We start from the raw sequence: 22,623 nt of genomic DNA, 5'->3' as shown, positions 1-22,623 counted from the left end.
AAAAGATAGCTCAATCCTACAAGGACGACCGGATTTTCCGGCCGTCCTTGTCTCAAAGCTCCCTAGTCTGCACTCATCTTAACTGGCCTCTTCCCGATATTCAGAAGGAGTTTTCCCCGTTATTTTCTTGAATACCTGGCTAAAATACCGGGGGTCCTGATAACCGACCAGCGGAGCTACTTGATATACCTTGACGTTTGTATTCTGCAAAATAAACTTAGCCTTATCGATGCGGCACTTCGTCAAATATTCCAGGAAGGTATACCCCGTCTCCTGCTTGAATAGCATGCAGAAATGACTAATGCTCAGCTCGGCCACTTCGCAGACCTCTTCAATGCTTAAATCTTTATGATAATTGTTAGTAATATACGAGGTCGCCTTGGCAATAACGGCCTGAACATCCCCACGCGAATCATTGTCCTTGCCGTGCAGGATCCACTCGCCGAAGCAGTTCTTCAAGACAGACATCATCTCGCTGAGCGTTGGTGCAGCGTGAATCTCCTGCAGCAACCCTTCCAACGACCACTCCAGCGTCAGGTTCATCGCTTCGAATTGCCGGTACAGCACGATCGTCAGCTCAACGATCATGCGCTCTGCCTGACCCTTCGTTAATGCCTGATCCTCGAATTCACCTTTCATCTCATCAAAGAGCTGCTGCATCCGCTGGCGGTCTAGCTTACGGACGCATTCCAGCAGCGATTCTTCAAGCTTCTTCGGATACTTTACTTCAGAAGCAATGGCTGTCTCGTCGCTGACCGAGTAGACGTATACCCCCTCTTCCCCGGAATAGAAGCGCTGGTACAAGGCCTTGGCCGCCATCTGGTAGGCTTCGTTCAAGTGATTAATGCCAATTAAGCTTGGACTGAAGCCCGTAGAACAGGACAGCTTCGTATTCACCTTGATTTGGCGGATCAAATCATGGCCTAAGCTTGTTTTTCGCTCACTGAGCTTGTTGGGGAATAAGATAACCCATTCGCCGCTATGAAAAGGAAATGCCGCGAGCCCTCCCTGATTCAGCGACCATTCGCTAACGATGTTGCGGATCGCGAACAGCCAAAGGGATTTCTCTTCGCTGCTCCACTGCTCATTAAGCTTCACATAATGATCCAACTGAACGACGGCCATGAAATATCCCTGTTCCAGCTCGCTGTTCTCCAGCCAGCGCATATGCTGCAGCGGACTTTGATTCCCTTCGATCAACTCGGCAAACAGCCTCTCCCTAGCAAGCAAAGATAACACCTGAACCGAATGGAGGAGCTTGTCGTTTTCCTGCTGCTTGTTAAGATGCTTCTTGGCCCGCGCAATCATTTCAATCAATTCATCATGATCGATCGGCTTCAGCAAGTAGTCAAAAGCCCCCTCGCGCAGCGCCTCTCTTGCATACTCAAATTCACCGTAACCGCTGATGAAGATGAACAATCTCTGCGGGTTCTCGGCCAATACCTCCTTCATCAGAGCGATTCCGTCTTTCCCGGGCATGCGGATGTCGCTAATAATCATATGCGGTGCTGTCTCGCGCACCAGTTGAAGAGCCTGCTCCCCGTTCCTTGCCTCCCCGGCAATTTCCAAGCGAAGTTCTTCCCAAGGTATGGCTGCCTTCAAACTGCGCAGAATAATAGGCTCATCATCAACCAGAATCACCCTGTACTTCTCTTCCGTCGACCCCATTCGTGGCACCTCCTGAATTCTTAAAGGGTAAAGAGCTTCTTCGCTGGTTCCAATAAAACGTAGAGCTATGCTGCAATTCCTCCAATGCTTCCTTCGCGTCCAACTGGCTGCCAATCATTTCCTTTACGCCCTTCAGGAAGGACCTTTTGACTTCTGGCGACAAAATATTATCATACGGTACGAAACTTTGCGTACTCTGCTCCATCAAGGTAATGACCTGTGCAAAAACCGGACCTGTCTTTTCGGGATCAAAGCTCAGCTTGATCGACGGCAGACGCAGCCCCTCATACACGATACGGCTCTGTATTTCCTTGGTATAGAAGCCCTCTAGCAAATCTAGCGCGGCCTCCTTCTTCGCATCGTCCAAATTGGACGACAGCCCGATGCCGATCGTATACCCGCCTGCGACCGATCTCATTGCTCCAAGCCGCATCCCTGGGAATGGGATGACGCCGACCTCCTCTTGAAAGCTTAATGCAGAATCGTCCATCACGCCGCTGCGGCGAAACAGATTGATATCCCAGTTCCCGTTCAAATACATGGCAGCCCGGCCTGTTGTAAACTGGGCGATCGCCTCTTCTGTGGTATAGCCGTTAGCCGAGGAAGTAAAAGCTCCTGCCTCGACCCAATCGGCCAGATGTTCATAGGCCTGCAAATATTTATCGTTCCGGAAATCATAGCCCTCTTCGCCCTGCGACAGCGCCTGAATCAGTTCAGGCCCTGCGTAGCGATCCATAAGGTAATGGGCGAATATCGCCGCTGGCCAGCGGTCTTCATTACCTAGCGCAAACGGAATATAACCGTTATCCCTCAGCACCTGGATGACATGGTCCAATTCGGCCAGCGTGCTTGGAGCCTCAAGATCAAGCGACTCGAATATTGTCTTATTATAATATAAAGGCTCCGCATTGCCTTCAATCGGCAGCCCGTAAACGCGGCCGTCGAAGGTCCACAACTGCAGGTCGCGAAACTGTCCCTGAAGTCCCCGTTCCTGTACAAACTGGCTCAAATCCATCAACCGGTTCGCCCGGACGTACGGTTCGATTTCAGCCCCTCCGAATAAGACGAACATATCCGGAGGCGTCCCCGTCACCATTTCGCTCTTCAACTGCTGTTCGCGATGCGTAGTCTGATCCATCCCTTCGAAATTCACCTTAACATTTGGGTGGTGCTTCTGATAGTCCGCCACTACGTCCTCAAAAATGCTCAGCATCGGCCGGTCATGCTCCTTCGTCCAGAAGTGGCGAAAGGTAAGCGTAATCTTATCGCTCTGATTCTCCTCAATCGGATCGCGATTGCCCGCCGTAATCAGGAGAACCGATACGCCGAGAACGAGAACATACAGCAGCATCCAGCCCCAATTTAACAGCCATTTCATCATGATCCCCCCTGTTTACCTATCATTATTTTATGAAACAATCTTAGGTATCCGGATTCGAATCGTAGATCCGAATCCCGAGGAAGAACATATCATGATGCCGTAATGTCCGCCAAACCGGATGCGCAGGCGTTCATGCACATTTTTAAGGCCTACACCGTTTTCCCGGTATTTTTTCAGCTTGCCCCAGTCCTTGCTCCACATCTTCTGCAGTGTATCCGGATTAAATCCAAGTCCGTTATCCATAACGTAGATGAAAATATCACTGCCCTGCTCCTCCGCCCGGATCGTGATCAATCCGCTGCCCTCCATCGGCTCGATTGCATGGTATAGCGCGTTTTCGACAATAGGCTGAACGATTAGCTTTTGTGTCTTATAGTATTTCAACTCATCCGATAGTTGCATGTCATAAGCAAACTTATCCTCAAAGCGGAATTTTTGAATATCCATATAATGCCGGACATGCTCCATTTCCATCTGCAGCGGAATCAGCTCCTGATTCTCGCTGATGCTGATCCGCAGCAGCTTGCCGAGAGAAACAACCATTTTGCTGATGCTTTTGTTCCCCTGCAGTACAGCCATGGAATTGATAGATTCCAGGGAGTTGTAAATGAAATGCGGGTTGATCTGCGCAACTAATGCCTGCAGCTCCGCTTCTTTCTTGCGGTTCTGCTCCGTACCGACCTGCTCGATTAACTCGTCAATTTGCGTGCTCATCCGATTAAAGCCATCCACCAGCAAATCACGCTCGTCATCCGCGGGAAGTCCAGCCGTAATCGGCACGAAAATCCCTTGCTGCACTCGCTTCATACCGTTTACGACGCTAATGATGCTGCTGACCAGCCTGCGCACAAAAAAACGGTCAAACAAAAACGCCGATACCAAAGATACCAGGACGAGAATCACGGCGATATTGCGGATCGACATAGACTCCGAGGCTATCAGTTTAAACGGTGTAATCGCTACCAAAACCCAGTCTTTATTATGAGAGGGCAGATAGGTAATCAGCGATTTCTCTCCAAGATACTTATCCACATAATAACCTTTGCTGTTAGAATAGCCATCCGAAAGGAAGGGAAATGAAGTCTGTTCCCCGATATGCTCACCAGACTTGTCAAATACGATATTCCCCTGCGTATTCACCAGCAGTATATCTCCTTGCTTCAGCGTTGCTGCTTCCCAGAACACCTGATCCAGAATGTCCGGTTTGATATATATCACGAGTGCCCCAATATCCTCTAGTGAATAATAATCTTTAATTAGCCTGGCCTGGATAAGTACCGGTTTCCCCGTTGGGACCGAACCGTTCTCCCCAGGTCCGATCCACACCGGTCTTCCTTCGGCCGATTTCATCTTCTCGTACCAGCTCTGTTGATCCAGCTCCTGAAATGCCATGGATTCATTAGAACTGTAGAGCAATTGATGTTCGGTATACAATGCGAACGAAGTAATCATCGGATGATTGAACAGTTTGCTTATCTCTTGCTTGTTCTCGTAGCTTACTCCTGTCTCCGGCACCTTCAGCGTTTGCTGAATCACATCCTGAGTAATAGCCGAATTCGAAATAGTCGTTATTTCATTCAGCGCAAATTTCAGCTTCCGGTCGCTCTCCAGCAAGGAAATCCAATAGAAATGACTGGACTTCTTCTCCATAGCGTTCGCGAAGCTGTAATACGACACACCGCCCATCAGTATAACCGGAATGAACACGAGAAGTATAATGGCCAGCAAGATTTTTCGACGGAGCTTCATGTACTTTGGTGGCCTCCTCCAACATCTTCTAACTGTATTATTCTTCATCGTATTCAATATTCCTTGCTAGCTTTTTGATCGCCTCTGAAGTAAGTCCCGCATTAACCCAACGAGTGAACAGCAAAATACGACGAGAAGCGGAAGCGGCTTCGTGGTAAAAGTCGCCGACATCATCATTCTGAAATCGACACCATACGTCCACCATTCCGAGTTGAAGGCCATGCACTTCAGCCCCATGCAGTTTAGCAGCCGTTTAACCTCCTTTGTTGTTGCCGAACATTGCGCTGAAGAAAAGCGCTACGGCGACATAGAAGTAATGACCCCTTTCTAAATGTATAGGCTTACATCGTAAGTCTATCGAATTCAGGAAACAATTTTGAGGTAGCAATATTGCGATTTATGGTTGATATTCTTCTGATTGCTTAGAATAAAGTTTCACATACTGCATACGATACACCCTGTTACAGCATTATTCAGGTAAAGACGGCGGTTAATCAAGTACAGGTTGTCTTTTTGCTGTCTCTAGTTCTGCTGATCTCTTACGGACCTTAGTTCCGCTATCTCGAATAAATGCTGCTTTTTCTGAACCTAACGGACACAAGGGAGCCTATTGATGTAAAATCCATGGCTTCGACGGCTATTTCCACTGAATAGCGCCTTCTGTGTCCGTTGGCTTGCCGATTTCACATAAAAACAGCAAATAGCGAATCTCTTGTCCGTAATTCAGGTAAAGACGGCGGTTAATCAAGTACAGGTTGTCTTTTTGCTGTCCCTAGTTCTGCTGATCTCTTACGGACCTTAGTTCCGCTATCTCGAATAAATGCTGCTTTTTCTGAACCTAACGGACACAAGGGATTCTATTGTTGTAAAATCCATGGCTTCGACGAATATTTCCACTGAATAGCGCCTTCTGTGTCCGTTGGCTTGCCGATTTCACATAAAAACAGCAAATAGCGGATCTCTTGTCCGTAATTCAGGTAAAGACGGCGGTTAATCAAGTACAGGTTGTCTTTTTGCTGTCTCTAGTTCTGCTGATCTCTTACGGACCTTAGTTCCGCTATCTCGAATAAATGCTGCTTTTTCTGAACCTAACGGACACAAGGGAGCCTATTGATGTAAAATCCATGGCTTCGACGGCTATTTCCACTGAATAGCGCCTTCTGAGTCCGTTGGCTTGCCGATTTCACATAAAAACAGCAAATAGCGGATCTCTTGTCCGTAAGAACGTGTTTTGATGCAATACAAACAGCACTTAGAAAAACAAAAAAGCACTGCTGATCTTTGGATCAACAGTGCTTTTTCAGTTGCTTGGCGACGTCCTACTCTCCCAGGACCCTGCGGTCCAAGTACCATCGGCGCTGGAGGGCTTAACGGTCGTGTTCGAGATGGGTACGTGTGGAACCCCTCCGCCATTGCCACCAAACGTGTTCAGATGACTTGATCACCTGAAAACTGGATACGAAACTTCATTTGCGTGTTAGCCCTTACTTGGTTCACCGGGGCCCCCGAAAAGTATTCGGTATACTCTTCGAAGCCTCCGCTTCACTTTTTGGGGTAAAGTTTGGATAAGCCCTCGACCGATTAGTACCTGTCAGCTCCATACATTGCTGCACTTCCACCTCAGGCCTATCAACCTCGTCGTCTTCAAGGGGTCTTACTAAATTGGGAAATCTCATCTTGAGGAGGGCTTCACGCTTAGATGCTTTCAGCGTTTATCCCATCCGCACGTAGCTACCCAGCTATGCTCCTGGCGGAACAACTGGTACACCAGCGGTGCGTCCATCCCGGTCCTCTCGTACTAAGGACAGCTCCTCTCAAATTTCCTACGCCCACGACAGATAGGGACCGAACTGTCTCACGACGTTCTGAACCCAGCTCGCGTACCGCTTTAATGGGCGAACAGCCCAACCCTTGGGACCTACTTCAGCCCCAGGATGCGATGAGCCGACATCGAGGTGCCAAACCTCCCCGTCGATGTGGACTCTTGGGGAGATAAGCCTGTTATCCCCAGGGTAGCTTTTATCCGTTGAGCGATGGCCCTTCCATGCGGTACCACCGGATCACTAAGCCCGACTTTCGTCCCTGCTCGACTTGTCAGTCTCGCAGTCAAGCTCCCTTTGCCTTTGCACTCTACGAATGATTTCCAACCATTCTGAGGGAACCTTGGGGCGCCTCCGTTACTCTTTAGGAGGCGACCGCCCCAGTCAAACTACCCACCTGACACTGTCCCCGAACCGGATCACGGTCCCAGGTTAGAACTTCGATACGATCAGGGTGGTATCCCAACGGCGCCTCCACCGAAGCTGGCGCTCCGGATTCCTAGGCTCCCACCTATCCTGTACAAATCGCATCAAAGTTCAATATCAAGCTGTAGTAAAGCTCCATGGGGTCTTTCCGTCTTGTCGCGGGTAACCTGCATCTTCACAGGTATTAAAATTTCACCGGATCTCTCGTTGAGACAGCGCCCAAGTCGTTACGCCATTCGTGCGGGTCAGAATTTACCTGACAAGGAATTTCGCTACCTTAGGACCGTTATAGTTACGGCCGCCGTTTACTGGGGCTTCGGTTCACAGCTTCGGGTTACCCCTAACCGCTCCCCTTAACCTTCCAGCACCGGGCAGGCGTCAGCCCGTATACTTCGCCTTACGGCTTCGCACAGACCTGTGTTTTTGCTAAACAGTCGCTTGGGCCTTTTCACTGCGGCCCCCTCGTGCTATTCACACTACCGGGGCACCCCTTCTCCCAAAGTTACGGGGTCATTTTGCCGAGTTCCTTAACGAGAGTTCTTCCGCGCGCCTTAGAATTCTCTTCTCGCCTACCTGTGTCGGTTTGCGGTACGGGCACCTTCTCCTGGCTAGAGGCTTTTCTTGGCAGTGTGAGATCATGACCTTCGGTACTGTAAATTTTCCCTCCCCATCACAGCCCAGCCTTAACGATGTGCGGATTTGCCTACACATCAGCCTCACTGCTTGGACGAGCATCCATCAGCTCGCGTCACTACCCTACTGCGTCACCCCATCGCTCATAACGGATTACGGTGGTACAGGAATTTCAACCTGTTGTCCTTCGACTACGCCTTTCGGCCTCGCCTTAGGTCCCGACTTACCCTGAGCGGACGAACCTTCCTCAGGAAACCTTGGGCTTTCGGCGGATCAGATTCTCACTGATCTTTTCGTTACTCATACCGGCATTCTCACTTGTATGCAGTCCACCAGTCCTTCCGGTCCAACTTCAATCCGCATACAACGCTCCCCTACCCCTGAATCGACTTCACTCCAGCTTCGAAGTGATGGGTTTAACCCCTGGAGCATTTGGCCGAAACCCATGAATGATTTCAAAGGTTGCTTTCGGCAAAAATGTCTCAGGCAACACCGCTTCAAAGAAGCAGTGAAGTCGATTCAAGCCATAGCTTCGGTGGTGTGTTTAGCCCCGTTACATTTTCGGCGCAGAGTCACTCGACCAGTGAGCTATTACGCACTCTTTAAATGGTGGCTGCTTCTAAGCCAACATCCTGGTTGTCTGTGCAACTCCACATCCTTTCCCACTTAACACACACTTGGGGACCTTAGCTGATGGTCTGGGCTGTTTCCCTCTTGACAATGGATCTTAGCACTCACTGTCTGACTCCCGGTTATAAGTCTATGGCATTCGGAGTTTGACTGAGCTTGGTAACCCTTGGCGGGCCCCGCACCCAATCAGTGCTCTACCTCCACGACTCTATTCACCGAGGCTAGCCCTAAAGCTATTTCGGGGAGAACCAGCTATCTCCGAGTTCGATTGGAATTTCTCCGCTACCCCCACCTCATCCCCGCATTTTTCAACATACGTGGGTTCGGGCCTCCAGTGCGTGTTACCGCACCTTCACCCTGGACAGGGGTAGATCACCCGGTTTCGGGTCTACGTCCACGTACTCAATCGCCCTATTCAGACTCGCTTTCGCTGCGGCTTCGGCTCTTCACCTTAACCTTGCACGGGAACGTAACTCGCCGGTTCATTCTACAAAAGGCACGCCATCACCCATAAATAGGGCTCTGACTTCTTGTAAGCACACGGTTTCAGGTTCTTTTTCACTCCCTCCCGGGGTGCTTTTCACCTTTCCCTCACGGTACTGCTTCACTATCGGTCGCTAGGGAGTATTTAGCCTTACCAGATGGTCCTGGCAGATTCATACGGGGTTTCACGTGCCCCGCACTACTCGGGATCCGTCTCGGAGGGAACAGACTTTCGATTACAGGGCTTTTACCTTCTATGGCCGGCCTTTCCAGACCTGTTCGTCTAATCGGTTCCTTTGTAACTCCATGTGAGACGTCCCACAACCCCAGAGAGCAAGCTCCCTGGTTTAGGCTAATCCGCGTTCGCTCGCCGCTACTGACGGAATCACTTTTGTTTTCTCTTCCTCAGGGTACTTAGATGTTTCAGTTCCCCTGGTATGCCTCTTCACACCCTATGTATTCAGATGTGAGTGACTGCGTATGAACACAGCCGGGTTTCCCCATTCGGACACCCCCGGATCAAAGCTTGCTTACAGCTCCCCGAGGCAGTTTCGTTGTTCGCCACGTCCTTCTTCGGCTCCTAGCGCCTAGGCATCCTCCGTGTGCTCTTAGTAGCTTAACCATAATGCTTCGGTTTTGCGCCTGGCGCTCTGTTGTTCGCCGATTTCTTGATCAAGTAAATTCATACAAGGGAGAAATCGTCTCACAAAGGATCTCCAGTCTCAAAACCTACGCTAGCCACTTTTAATTCAAAACTTGTTAGACACAAGTTTCAGCTAAAAGGAATTTTCTAAAACGCAAATTTCGTTTCGTTATCCAGTTTTCAAGGATCAAGTTTCTTTCGCCATTTGACTGGCGGAAGAATATCTTATCATCTTTCAGCTTTCCGTTTCAACGGTAAGTGTTGGAAGATAAGCTTGAGAGTTGAACTCTCAAAACTGACCAACGAGTGAGCATCCGGCGACTTTCGTCGTCCGTAATATTTGAATGTCTTCGTTACAGAAGACGATTCTCCATAGAAAGGAGGTGATCCAGCCGCACCTTCCGATACGGCTACCTTGTTACGACTTCACCCCAATCATCTACCCCACCTTCGGCGGCTGGCCCCTTGCGGTTACCTCACCGACTTCGGGTGTTGTAAACTCTCGTGGTGTGACGGGCGGTGTGTACAAGACCCGGGAACGTATTCACCGCGGCATGCTGATCCGCGATTACTAGCAATTCCGACTTCATGCAGGCGAGTTGCAGCCTGCAATCCGAACTGAGACCAGCTTTGATAGGATTCGCTCCACCTCGCGGTTTCGCTTCCCGTTGTACTGGCCATTGTAGTACGTGTGTAGCCCAGGTCATAAGGGGCATGATGATTTGACGTCATCCCCACCTTCCTCCGGTTTGTCACCGGCAGTCGATCTAGAGTGCCCACCTTCATGTGCTGGCAACTAAACCTAAGGGTTGCGCTCGTTGCGGGACTTAACCCAACATCTCACGACACGAGCTGACGACAACCATGCACCACCTGTCTCCTCTGTCCCGAAGGAAAGGCACATCTCTGCGCCGGTCAGAGGGATGTCAAGACCTGGTAAGGTTCTTCGCGTTGCTTCGAATTAAACCACATACTCCACTGCTTGTGCGGGTCCCCGTCAATTCCTTTGAGTTTCAGTCTTGCGACCGTACTCCCCAGGCGGAATGCTTAATGTGTTAACTTCGGCACCAAGGGTATCGAAACCCCTAACACCTAGCATTCATCGTTTACGGCGTGGACTACCAGGGTATCTAATCCTGTTTGCTACCCACGCTTTCGCGCCTCAGCGTCAGTTACAGCCCAGAGAGTCGCCTTCGCCACTGGTGTTCCTCCACATCTCTACGCATTTCACCGCTACACGTGGAATTCCACTCTCCTCTTCTGCACTCAAGTCACCCAGTTTCCAGTGCGACTCGGAGTTGAGCCCCGAGTTTATACACCAGACTTAAATGACCGCCTGCGCGCGCTTTACGCCCAATAATTCCGGACAACGCTTGCCCCCTACGTATTACCGCGGCTGCTGGCACGTAGTTAGCCGGGGCTTTCTTCTCAGGTACCGTCACTCTCAGAGCAGTTACTCTCCAAGACATTCTTCCCTGGCAACAGAGCTTTACGATCCGAAAACCTTCATCACTCACGCGGCGTTGCTCCGTCAGACTTTCGTCCATTGCGGAAGATTCCCTACTGCTGCCTCCCGTAGGAGTCTGGGCCGTGTCTCAGTCCCAGTGTGGCCGTTCACCCTCTCAGGCCGGCTACGCATCGTCGCCTTGGTAGGCCATTACCCCACCAACTAGCTAATGCGCCGTAGGCCCATCTGTAAGTGACAGATTGCTCCGTCTTTCAGCACTCCACCATGCGGTGAAATGATTTATCCGGTATTAGCTACCGTTTCCGGCAGTTATCCCAGTCTTACAGGCAGGTTGCCTACGTATTACTCACCCGTCCGCCGCTAAGTTATTTCGGAAGCAAGCTTCCAAAATAACTCCGCTCGACTTGCATGTATTAGGCACGCCGCCAGCGTTCGTCCTGAGCCAGGATCAAACTCTCCAATAAAGGTGTTAAAGTTTGACTTGCTCATTTTGAATCTGACGAGATCAGATTTGCATCTGACTCTATTATTTAGATTTCACTTCCGTGAAACCCGCTCACTCGTTGTTCAGTTTTCAAAGATCAACCTTGTTTTGCGTGTCGCCGTTGTTTCAGCGGCAACTTTTATAATATATCACGTTTCTTTTTAAATAGCAAGCACTTTTTTCGAAAAAGTATATGTTTTAAATCGATAGTGCTCCGTGAAACGGTAGTTATTAATATATCAGAATTCCTCCACAAAAACAATTAGAAAATTGTGGTCTTCCCTAAAGTATAGTTTCCTTTAGTTGTGCCCTAACAATTAGCCGATGCGTAGGATTAACTAATGGATCGCATGTTATTAATGTAAGTACCGCTTTATTGTCAGGATCTCTTTTTAGAACAGAAACATCTGTAGGCTTTACGATCGAGATCTTGTCGGTTTCATACACGTAACCCTTACTTCCAACCTCGACAACAATTTCGTCCCCAACCTCTATTTCATTAAGACGATTAAACAGTCTACCCTTAGTTCTGGCCCGATGGGCCGCAATTGCCGCATTACCACTCTCTCCTATTGGATCCGTCTCTTTTAAATGAGCGGCCGCGTATTTCATATTGGTCTGGGTAGCCCCTCTAAGACGGGAAGATTTAATTTTATTTTAGCAATTTTAATAACCGCGATCGCTTTCTTACTATTTGTTTCACTGCTTGAAGCAGCTTTTTTATGCTCGCTGTGAGATATTTGTTCATTTACATTATCCCCGGTATCTTCTAAATACGGCATTTCCTCCAGTGTTCGAGAAACATCCTTATATTCTGATAAAAGCCTCGAATCAATCTCTGTATCACTATATCCTGATTTTGCACTACTATTTATCGCTTGTAAAAGTTCTTGTGTTTGAGCATTCTCGTAATATTCGTTTGCTTTCGGATACAGCATAACAAGCAGGCCGAGGACAATGAGTGCATAGGGAATCACTTTCTTCATAATACTCTCCTTCATCGCAAAGAGGCGTTTATTCATATTTCTACTTCAAAATAAAGAAGTAAAGAGGATAACCTCCTTACTTCTTCAGAAATCGGTTAACTGGATTTTTTGCTTTTTCTTCTTAAAAAGAATCCAACAATGACCGAACCAAGACCAGCGATATAATATGGCAAGGAGCTTGCTTCCCCGGTTTTTGGTAGCGTGGATACGGAAACATCGTCAATTTTTTCTGTTTTTTCTGGCTTACTAGAAGGCGGTTGATCTTCCGGCTCGGCTTCCGGTAGCAAGATATCCTGAACTGGCGCTGTTGTTGGAACCGGGGTTGGGCTAACGCTTGCGGTCGGCGTTGGACTAGGGCTTGGCGATGGTGTCGGTGATGGCGTTGGGCTAGGAGTCAGTATATAGACATACCCTCTGGAGCCCGATGACGGAGTAGATGTAGATCTCGGCGTTGGTTCTGGTGTCGATGTTGGTGTTGGCGTCGGTTCTGGCGTTGGTTCTGGTGTCGATGTTGGGGTCGGCGTCGGTTCTGGCGTTGGTTCTGGTGTCGATGTTGGTGTCGGCGTCGGTTCTGGCGTTGGTTCTGGTGTCGATGTTGGGGTCGGCGTCGGTTCTGGCGTTGGTTCTGGTGTCGATGTTGGGGTCGGCGTCGGTTCTGGCGTTGGTTCTGGTGTCGATGTTGGGGTCGGCGTCGGTTCTGGCGTTGGTTCTGGTGTCGATGTTGGGGTCGGCGTCGGTTCCGGCGTCGGTTCTGGTGTCGATGTTGGTGTCGGCGTCGGTTCCGGCGTTGGTTCTGGTGTCGATGTTGGTGTTGGCGTCGGTTCCGGCGTTGGTTCTGGTGTCGGCGTTGGTGTTGGCGTCGGTTCCGGCGTTGGTTCTGGTGTCGATGTTGGTGTTGGCGTCGGTTCCGGCGTTGGTTCTGGTGTCGGCGTTGGTGTTGGCGTCGGCGTTGGTGTTGGGGTCGGCGTCGGCTTCGGGGTCTTCGTTGGTGTTGGGGTCGGCGTCGGCTTCGGGGTCGGCGTTGGTGTTGGGGTCGGCGTCGGCTTCGGTGTCTTCGTTGGTGTTGGGGTCGGCGTTGGCTTCGGTGTCTTCGTTGGTGTTGGGGTCGGCGTCGGCTTCGGGGTCGGCGTTGGTGTTGGGGTCGGCGTTGGCTTCGGGGTCGGCGTTGGTGTTGGGGTCGGCGTCGGCTTCGGGGTCGGCGTTGGTGTTGGGGTCGGCGTCGGCTTCGGTGTCGGCGTTGGTGTTGGGGTCGGCGTCGGCTTCGGGGTCGGCGTTGGTGTTGGGGTCGGCGTCGGCTTCGGTGTCGGCGTTGGTGTTGGGGTCGGCTTCGGCTTCGGGGTCGGCGTTGGTGTTGGGGTCGGCGTTGGCTTCGGCGTCTTCGTTGGTGTTGGGGTCGGCGTTGGCTTCGGCGTCTTCGTTGGTGTTGGGGTCGGCGTCGGCTTCGGGGTCGGCGTTGGTGTTGGGGTCGGCGTTGGCTTCGGCGTCTTCGTCGGTGTTGGGGTCGGCGTCGGCTTCGGCGTCTTCGTTGGTGTTGGGGTCGGCGTCGGCTTCGGTGTCGGCGTTGGTGTTGGGGTCGGCGTTGGCTTCGGGGTCGGCGTTGGCTTCGGGGTCGGCGTTGGCTTCGGCGTTGGCGTCGGGGTTGGACACCATTCGTACGTTTCGGACTCAGGTGTAATCAAATTTTCCTGCAGTCCGTCTACCGTTGCAAAAGCCGTGTTCGCCGTGCCCATCGTCAAACCTGCAGCAAGCGTAGCAGCAATTACTGTTCTGGCTTTGCTCCTCATTAGTCCCACTCCAATACGATAGTTAATTCACTTTTCCTCAATCCATCTTTATTGAACTTCTGCTGCACTTATGCCTGTCTTCTTCATCAAATCCAAAATTATATTCAAAGAAAACAGTCTCCGTTAGCGATATTTCATCCTTCCATTCTGTCGTGCCCATAAGTTTGTTTGGCAAATACCCATTTCCGGCTTCCCAAAAAATTCAAGCCTACAGTGACTGCCGTGACCAGCACTTTAGATGTCAGCGGATGCAATCCGGCCAGTGAGATTAATACAAAAAGCATCATTAATGATAGAGCAAGAACTGCTGCGTTCAATGCGGCAAACCGAGCAAACTGTCCAATAACAAACATGCTCCGCCCCCCCCAGCCGCCTTCCTGATCGGCGAACGTAATTTTTTTATTCAATATATAACTGTTCAGCGTTCCCGCAGCGTATGATATGACCTGCGCCCCGAGACTGCCCATCCCGAAAAACAGCAGTAGAGTAAAAAACGAAAAATCGATCGCCGTATTGATCAGCCCGACAGCATTGAATTTCAGAAACTGTATAGCAACACGTCCTCCTCCGTTATCCCGCATACTCCTCCACCTGCGCATTCACTCCCTCCGGTACATACGATGGCCGGGCAGGCGGATTTGCATCCTCTCGCTGAAAGCCTGTAGTCTCCCGCACGATATAAAGCGGCCTATCCTTGGACTCATCGTAAATCCGCCCGATGTACTCCCCCATCACACCCAGCAGCATGAGCACAATGCCGTTGAAGAACAGATTAATCGCCACGATCGAAGCCCACCCAGGGACCGTCCCCAGCTCAAACCATTTTTGAAACAATACGACGAACAGGTAGATGAAGCTGGAAAGCGACAGAATAACTCCAATATATGAAGCCATCTTTAACGGTTTATGCGAAAAAGAGGTGATGCCATCCAGAGCAAACGAAATCATTTTCCGCAATGGATATTTCGTGACACCTGCAAAACGCTCATCGCGCACATACTCTACACTCGTTTGCCGAAAGCCCGCCCAGCCTACCAATCCGCGAACAAAGCGGTTTTTCTCCTTTAAGCTTTTCAGCACATCGCACACTTTCCGGTCGATTAGGCGAAAATCCCCGGTATCGAGCGGAATGTCTACCTTCGTCATTCTCCCGAGCAGCCGATAAAACAGCAGCGCGGTCGTTTTCTTGAATACACTCTCGCCTTTGCGCTTGATACGCTTGCCGTACACCACTTCGTAACCCTCTCTCCATTTACTGAGCATTTCCAGAATAAGTTCGGGCGGATCCTGCAAATCGGCATCGATAATAACGACGCAGCGGCCAGAGGCATAGTCCATTCCAGCGCTGATCGCTACCTGATGTCCAAAATTCCTGGAGAACTGGATTAACTTCACATTCGGGTCTTTATGGCAAATTGCTTCAACCATTTGGGCAGTTCTGTCCCGGCTTCCGTCGTTTACAAAAATAATCTCATAACCTTCCTCTACACAATCCATGACCTGCTTCAGGCGATGATACGTATGCTCAATCACTTCCTCTTCATTAAACATCGGTACGATAACGCTGCAGCCTATTTCCATAACTGCCCCTCCTTCACCTGATAACTTACATCCTGGCCATCTCTGCTTTCCCAGCCAAAAAAACCACACCTGAGAACTAAAATATCCAGGTCGGGAACCATCTCAGCACATGCTCAACGTATCCCGAATTCACCGCCATCCCTGACAGAACGGGATAGAACATCGCAAACAGCAGCACCGCAGCGCATATAAACGCATATCTAACGTACTTGAAGCGGGCCCATTTTTGCTCGGCAAGACTAGTGATATACACGATAGCCACAATCACAAAAGGCACCATCGCGAAATAGTGGTAGAGGAATGTCTCCCGCGTAACAAGCATCCAAGGAATATATTGGGCCAGAAAAGAAATCCAAATGACATACTTCCCGAATTCTCGCCGCTTCACGGTTAGCCATAGCGCCGCAGCCATAGCGACGATTCCAGTCCACCAAATCAGCGGGCTGCCTATCGTCACGATGCTGGACACCATCCCCCTAGCCAGACCGCCGGCTTCGCCCTGCGCACTGTAGAACCAGACAGGCCTCTTCATCAGGGGCCATTCCCACCAAGATGAAGCAAACGGATGACTCCCTACAAGTCTGCTGTGATAGTCGAACATATCTTTTTGCGCCTGAATTAAATTGCTTAAATTGAAACCGCCCTCTGTAGCAGCAAGAGCAGGTATATAGCTTAAGCTGTAGATCACGGCAGGGATTGCCACGAAAAAGATACAGCAGCAACCTAAAGTAATCAGCGTCTTTCGCCAGAAGCCTTCTTGAATACGGTGATATAGCTCCTGCTGCTCCGGTTCTTCATTCCCTCCACGGGCTTTAACTCTGCGTTTGACGGCAGCATATTCCTTATAGCGGCTTAGTAAAGACAGAAGCAGCATCATCGCCAGCCCTGCGCCGCCATACAACACAATCCATTTAGTCGAAATTCCGATGCCGAAAAATAATCCCGTCCAGGCCAGGGGAACCAGCGTTTTACCCAGGGGCTGCTTATGAAAGTTCATGTGCAGATAACGATTCATGCCATAAAACATCAGCAGGATAAAAAACACGGCGTAAACGTCAATCGTCGCGATACGCGTCTGCGCAAAATGCATAAACTCAGCTGCAAGGAGCACCATAGACATGACTGCATATTTTCGCTGCCCGAAGAGCTGCAGAGCAAACCGGTAAATTAACGGCAGCATCGCCGCTCCAAACCATGTTCCTGCGATACGCCAGCCTAATGGGCTGAAGCCGAACAGCTGCATGCCCAGTCCGATCAGCAGCTTGCCGAGCGGCGGATGCGTCGTTTCATACGGAGGCAAATGATGCCAATATTCATATGCAGTTCTGGCATGATATATTTCATCGAAATAAGTGCCGTTAATAAAACCTGGATAAACTACTGAGGTCGATGCCTCATCAAATAACAAAGCGCTCCGGTCGCTCCCTTTTGCCCCTTCCGTTTCATCATATATACCAGCAATAGGGACAGGCTTGTCGTGCCCCGCTTCATAAAATGCCATTTCATGCAGCGAAATGCCGACATGCTCTACCGTAATCCGGGCGTACCTGGCTTCTATGCCGACCGCCTCGCTTTTCCAGGCGAAGACCGCACCTATATCATCGGAAAGTTCAACCGTTTTTTCCCAGGATGCAGGATCATTCCCGAAGTCCAATTTGAACGCTCCCGTTGAAGCTCCACCGAAAAAATGAACACGATCCACAGTCTTAGCCTCGCCGAAATCTACATAAAAGCTGACCGGCTTTGTCGGCCTCCATTCGGTAACCGGTGCCTTTGTCGATCCTAATTGGTACAAGGCTAGCGCTGCATACAGTAAAGTGACCAGGCCAACCCAGAGCCAATCCCTGCTTTGGAATCGGATTTTGTACAAGCTCCGCCGCCCTTTGAAAGCTAGCTCTTCCAGCAGCAAAGCGTCGTTAGCTTCTCGTTCCTTTTCGGCCTGACGTTTGGTCGGCTGGCGTTTTTTTTGCACATACATGCGATATCCCGTAATCAGCGTACATACCAGCAGCACTACGTTGGCGAGCGAGCAGAGCAGTACGATCCCATCATTGCCCGGACTCATGCCTAGGTTCAGATGCCCTAGAACATAAGCGACGTTGACATACTGCGTCAGACTGAAGCCGAGGTACAGATAGAGCAGACGGCGATCCCGGGATTGGATGAAGCTAAACAAACATAACAGCAGCGCCGGGAACATATAACGTTCATGCATTTTTGTTCCCGCTACAAACACAATGACGATGAGCGCCAGGGCAATGAAGAAAGTCTTGGTCAAGTCACGTCCGCGTCTGCGGAGGGAAATATAGACGGCATAAGCTACCGCTGCCAGGATGAACAGCATCCCCCATGTCCGGAAAGGAAGCAGCAGCCACCTCTGATCAAGAGGAGCCCAGTTATGGCCGAAAAGCGCATATAAATTGAACGCATTAACCGTGGCGTAGGGGTAGGAGGCTAGCGTTGTTTTGTATAAATCGATGAGAGCAGGCAGCCCTCCCTGATTCCAGAAAAAAGGAAGAGCCAGCAAGGCGAATACCGCAGCTCCAAGCAGAACACTGACGGAAATGCGTTTCCAGGAACGGTAGTACAGAAGGGCCAGCAGCCATACCGGTGTAAAAATAAACGTCTGCGGCTTAATAATCGCGGCAATTGCAAACCACACTGCCGATTTCTCTAAACGCCGCTCGCTAAGAGCCGTAAGCGAACTGATCAGGAACAAGGCATAGAACGCATCCGCTTGTCCCCAGCCCGCAGAATTGATGAGCACGGCCGGATTGAACAAATACACGGTCGCCAGAGCCCAGCCGAGCCTGCCCCCAAACTTGCGGCATCCCACGCGATACAGTAAATATCCTGCAGCCAAATCCGCCAGTATCGAAGGGAGCTTGAAGAGCAGCAGCGCTCCTGCCGAACCATAACCTAAACCAAGCCATTTTTGCGTCAAGCCTAAGACGTACAAAACATAGATGTAGCCCGGCGGATAGTCAGCAAAAACCCCTTCGCTATAAAAACCTCCGAGGCCTTTATCTACCGCATGATGGGCCCAGCCCATGAAAGTGTTCAGATCGGTCTCAAATCCGCGAACCGTATACCCGATCCAAATCCGAAGCAGCAGCCCGGCAATCATCACAAGCCACATCCAGCCCTGGTAAGAAGCACTGCGATCCAGGGGATGACTCTCCGTGATCATGCGCCGATACATCCAGGTAAACAAAATAACGAATAGCGCTGACCACAGCATAATCGGCAATACCGGGACATGGGAGGTCGCCGCTGAGCTTGCCGCGCCAATTCCAAGTCCAGTCTCACCGTCAGGATGATCCACCCCGCCGCCTATATTTCCGGATATATCTGTGCTCAGCGGCAAAGCGGTTATTCCGGCCGGCAGCGACTCCACCTTTTCGACGCGAATATCGTCAAACAGAGCTTTGCCTGTATTGAGCCTTCCATAGCCGCCTAGGGCGGCGGCGATTTTCAGCTCCCTCTGCTCCGGGCCCGACTCCCCATAGAACTGGATCTGCTGCCACTCTCCAGAAGGCTCGATAACATGGGGATAAGCTCCTCCTACGCCAAGCGGAAAAATATTCGCGCCAATCTCCCCGCCTCCGATGCTCAGCACTTTGATCCAGGCGGAAATCAAATACTTAGAGCCGGGCTCCACCGTAACCCGCTGCACCCATTTGGCGTGATCCGGCTCCACATTTTCGATCCAAGCCGACTGATCTCCGCTGTGCGCATCCCCCTGGATTAACCCGAATTGGCTGGCTCCTTCCTCTCTGGACCAACGATCCGTCTCCCAAGCTTCAGGAGCTTCCGAATCTCCCAGCTCAAATCCGGGATTCTGCACCAGGTTATGTTCCAGTGCACGAACCGTTCCTGGCTCAAATGGCGTAAATAACGCAAAAATACCGATGGCCAGCAGCATCGCTGCCCGCTTCACAAAACTTGGCATGTCCAATTCCACCCCATACGAGTATTGATTGACATTTTATGCTTGTACCAATATACGTAGGGATTCAGAGATTATGCCTACAAATTCATAGATTCGAAATATAAAAAAAGACCGGCCGCATAAGCGGCCAGTCTTGGAAATATCGAAACCTACTATATGAAATTATTATTGAGACTGCGCTAAATTACTCGGCGCCCAGGAAGATATAGCGGCAAAGCACAAGAACAGCCAGCACCCACATTAACCAGTGAACTTTAACCTTCTTGTTCGTAAAGATATTGCTGCAAACGCCAAGAAGCACGTAAGAGATAATACCTGCCGAAATCCCGTTGGCAATACCGCCAGTAAACGGCATAAGCACAATCGTCAGGAACGCAGGGAATGCATGAAGGAAATCATCCCACTCAATATTGCGGACTTGTCCCATCATCAGCACGCCTACGATGATCAGCGCTGGCGCTGTTGCTGCGGAAGGTACCACGCCTGCAAGAGGAGCGATGAACAATGCAAGCAAGAACAGAACGCCTGTTGTTACTGCAGTCAGTCCCGTACGTCCGCCTTCGGCAACACCAGCTGTACTCTCAACATAAGAAGTGATCGTGCTCGTACCGAGAACCGCACCAGCGCTAACGCCAGCCGCGTCAACCAGCATTGCTTTACCGATCTTCTTCTCGCCTTCTTCTTTATTCTTCATCAGTCCGGCACGCGTTGCCGTACCTACCAAAGTTCCAAACGTGTCGAACAATTCAACGAAGGTGAACACCAATACGATTTCAAACAATCCCAGCTTGAGCGCACCCATAATATCGAGCTTGCCGACAGCCAGCTCATTTACGTTCGGGAACCAGCTTGCGCCGGACAATCCGCTGACATCGGTTACGCCCATCGGGATACCGATCAACGTCGTTGCCACGATACCGATCAGCAATGCGCCCTTGACGCGAAGCGCCATAAGAATAGCGATTAGAATCAGACCGATGAGTGTTAATTGTACACCGGAATCGTGTACGAAATCACCGAGACCCAGGTTGAAGAAGCTGCCTGGCACCTGCTGAGTAAAGTCTTCAACCGGTCCGTTCAAATTAATGCCGATCAGGTTGCTCATTTTGAAGCCGATAATAGCTACGAAAAGACCGATACCGACTGTAATGGCAGACTTAATGCTTTCTGGCACTGCCACAAGGAGCATTTGACGAATTTTCGTCACCGTAAGGATCAGGAAGATAATACCTGAGATGAAGACAGCACCCAGAGCCGCTTGCCATGTAATTGCTCCGTTAGAGCTGAGAACGACGGTCATGAAGTACGCATTCAGACCCATACCTGGGGCGAGCGCAATGGGGATGTTAACGAACAGTCCCATGAGAATCGTAATCAGACCCGCACCAACCGCAGTAGCAAAGAATACACCGTCTGAAGGGATACCCGCACCACCCGGGCCCAAGAACAGATTGTTCACGAACAGGATGTAAGCCATCGTCATGAACGTTGTAACACCTGCAATAATTTCCGTTCTTACATTTGTGCCGTGTTCCTTAAGTTTAAAGAACCGATCCATGGTTAATGATTCCTCCTTAGAATGAGTCGGGAACGACAAAAAGCCCGGAGTGACAATACATCCCCGGGTCCCGTGCTGAGCAGAAGATACCGTAGCCATGTCTGGACTGGAATGAGCAGCAGTAGTTAAAACGTCCGTCCATTAACATTCTATAGCGTTAACTGGCGAGATCGCTAACCTTCCACAATCGTCTCCATCGCAGACATGTTCCGATGTCTTCTTTTCGTAGCCAGATCATTACGGTGACCTCGTAGAGACTTCCGGGCCAATTCCCGGAATTATACGAAAAGCATCTATTTGAATTTGTCGAATTTTCCCGTACAAGTCTTGTTTCAAAGACTTATTACATGACTTATTCTAGGCTTGAAGACTCAGCTTGTCAACAGAAAAAGCGAATGTTTTTTTAACCAATTGATGCAATTGTTCGTGATTTGTTAAAAATAGTGATTCGACATTGTTTTTCACAGTTCGACAAAACCAACCTCTGCTAAGTGTACACAGTAAAAAGGCGGCTTCAAAATGGAAGTCGCCTTTTTATACTTCATTTTTTATGTTTTTATCCCTACTCAGTCGTCGCCGGAGGCTTAGACGTGATGTCATCACAACACGGTTGACGTTCTCCACCTCGTTGACGATGTGGACGGAAATCTTCTCCAGCTCATCCGACGGAATACGCAGCGCTCACTTCTCTTAATCCCATAACAGCATGAAATTGAAAGAAGATTTGATGCTAAAATTAGCAAGAATAAACAAGAGAGCCTGTATATAAGCTCTCTCATATGAAACATTTAAACTATCTGACCCAGTTTGTCCACCAATGAGTAGCTGTAGACAAGCTTTCATCAACGCTATGAAAATAATACGTGTAGCCATTGTATTGAATACTGGTTCCAATAAAATCACTTTTGTTAGGGTAATCTTTTTTGGGGTAACGAAGACCAACAGCAGTACATGTAGGACAATAACCACCTGCCTGCACTACTCCTTTGTTACTATGATGTTGCGTGATTGCTTGGTCAGCAGACACAGGGATGACTAACAGAGAAGCAACGAGAACAGATACGGAAAAAGACGAGAAGATTTTTTTCATAGAATTATCTCCTTATAATAATATTTAAGGATAATATTACCATAGAATCAATATATAGTAAATAATAGTTTTATTTGTTCCATAACAATAAAAGCAGGATTTCATATATCCGCACTGCAGAAATCTCCCCGGTAACACCTAACTCTTTAACCGTAAACCGTTCCCACCTATGTAATCGAAACAAGTTTGAAATCCTCGATCAATTCATTAACTTTGGTCATAAAAAAATACTCCCTTCTATTTGCTAAATAACGCAGATAAAAGGGAGTAATTTTTGCACTCTATTG

At 49.7% G+C, this 22,623-nt stretch carries 13 protein-coding genes, 3 rRNA genes, 1 pseudogene and 1 riboswitch; all 17 genes and pseudogenes read right to left on the bottom strand.

Annotated elements, in window-relative coordinates; all coding sequences use genetic code 11:
* Window positions 1-78 precede the first annotated feature (78 nt).
* Window positions 79-1,668, bottom strand: a complete 1,590-nt coding sequence (locus tag QNH46_RS04270; protein ID WP_283927064.1) for a response regulator transcription factor — start codon at window positions 1,666-1,668, stop codon at window positions 79-81.
* Window positions 1,628-3,046: an ABC transporter substrate-binding protein gene (locus QNH46_RS04265; RefSeq protein WP_283927063.1), complete on the bottom strand. Its 1,419-nt coding sequence runs from the start codon at window positions 3,044-3,046 to the stop codon at window positions 1,628-1,630. Before QNH46_RS04265 ends, QNH46_RS04270 begins: the two co-directional genes overlap by 41 nt.
* Window positions 3,047-3,076: 30 nt before the next feature.
* Window positions 3,077-4,798 carry a cache domain-containing sensor histidine kinase gene (locus tag QNH46_RS04260; protein WP_283927062.1) on the bottom strand — a complete coding sequence of 574 codons (1,722 nt, stop codon included), beginning with the start codon at window positions 4,796-4,798 and terminating at the stop codon, window positions 3,077-3,079.
* Window positions 4,799-4,835: 37 nt separating this feature from the next.
* Entirely contained in the window at window positions 4,836-5,003 is a 168-nt protein-coding gene (locus QNH46_RS04255) for a hypothetical protein (protein ID WP_283927061.1), read from the bottom strand.
* 1,101 nt (window positions 5,004-6,104) lie between these two features.
* Window positions 6,105-6,221, bottom strand: a 5S ribosomal RNA gene (gene rrf / locus QNH46_RS04250).
* A gap of 138 nt (window positions 6,222-6,359) precedes the next feature.
* Window positions 6,360-9,412 (bottom strand): 23S ribosomal RNA (locus QNH46_RS04245).
* 397 nt (window positions 9,413-9,809) lie between these two features.
* A 16S ribosomal RNA gene (locus QNH46_RS04240) occupies window positions 9,810-11,365 on the bottom strand.
* The 16S, 23S and 5S rRNA genes sit together here, the layout of an rRNA operon.
* Window positions 11,366-11,667: 302 nt before the next feature.
* Window positions 11,668-11,997, bottom strand: a complete 330-nt coding sequence (locus tag QNH46_RS04235; protein WP_283927060.1) for a class D sortase — start codon at window positions 11,995-11,997, stop codon at window positions 11,668-11,670.
* Complete coding sequence (locus QNH46_RS04230) at window positions 11,994-12,371, bottom strand: hypothetical protein (protein ID WP_283927059.1); 378 nt, start codon at window positions 12,369-12,371, stop codon at window positions 11,994-11,996. Before QNH46_RS04230 ends, QNH46_RS04235 begins: the two co-directional genes overlap by 4 nt.
* Before the next feature lie 95 nt (window positions 12,372-12,466).
* Window positions 12,467-12,658, bottom strand: coding sequence for an LPXTG cell wall anchor domain-containing protein (locus tag QNH46_RS04225; protein ID WP_213595081.1), 192 nt, complete (start codon window positions 12,656-12,658; stop codon window positions 12,467-12,469).
* A gap of 100 nt (window positions 12,659-12,758) precedes the next feature.
* Window positions 12,759-14,021, bottom strand: coding sequence for a hypothetical protein (locus QNH46_RS04220; RefSeq protein ID WP_283927058.1), 1,263 nt, complete (start codon window positions 14,019-14,021; stop codon window positions 12,759-12,761).
* 268 nt (window positions 14,022-14,289) lie between these two features.
* Window positions 14,290-14,736, bottom strand: coding sequence for a GtrA family protein (locus QNH46_RS04215; RefSeq protein WP_283927057.1), 447 nt, complete (start codon window positions 14,734-14,736; stop codon window positions 14,290-14,292).
* On the bottom strand, window positions 14,726-15,736 hold the full coding sequence (locus tag QNH46_RS04210) for a glycosyltransferase family 2 protein (protein WP_283927056.1): 1,011 nt from the start codon (window positions 15,734-15,736) through the stop codon (window positions 14,726-14,728). Before QNH46_RS04210 ends, QNH46_RS04215 begins: the two co-directional genes overlap by 11 nt.
* A 76-nt stretch (window positions 15,737-15,812) precedes the next feature.
* A complete protein-coding gene (locus tag QNH46_RS04205) occupies window positions 15,813-19,688 on the bottom strand; it encodes a phospholipid carrier-dependent glycosyltransferase (RefSeq protein WP_283927055.1) in 3,876 nt (1,291 codons plus the stop codon).
* A gap of 184 nt (window positions 19,689-19,872) precedes the next feature.
* Window positions 19,873-21,246, bottom strand: a complete 1,374-nt coding sequence (locus tag QNH46_RS04200; RefSeq protein WP_155611940.1) for an NCS2 family permease — start codon at window positions 21,244-21,246, stop codon at window positions 19,873-19,875.
* A 206-nt stretch (window positions 21,247-21,452) separates the two neighbouring features.
* Window positions 21,453-21,552, bottom strand: a riboswitch (purine riboswitch).
* A 256-nt stretch (window positions 21,553-21,808) separates the two neighbouring features.
* Window positions 21,809-21,921: pseudogene (locus QNH46_RS24680) on the bottom strand (GMP synthase (glutamine-hydrolyzing)); the annotation flags it as partial.
* Between the two features lie 118 nt (window positions 21,922-22,039).
* A complete protein-coding gene (locus QNH46_RS04190) occupies window positions 22,040-22,336 on the bottom strand; it encodes a hypothetical protein (RefSeq protein WP_283927054.1) in 297 nt (98 codons plus the stop codon).
* Between the last annotated feature and the right edge of the window lie 287 nt (window positions 22,337-22,623).

This window comes from Paenibacillus woosongensis (genome assembly GCF_030122845.1).
GTDB lineage: Bacteria > Bacillota > Bacilli > Paenibacillales > Paenibacillaceae > Fontibacillus > Fontibacillus woosongensis_A.
Note: the sequence above shows the minus strand (reverse complement) of the source record. Positions and strands in the feature narration are given on the sequence as shown.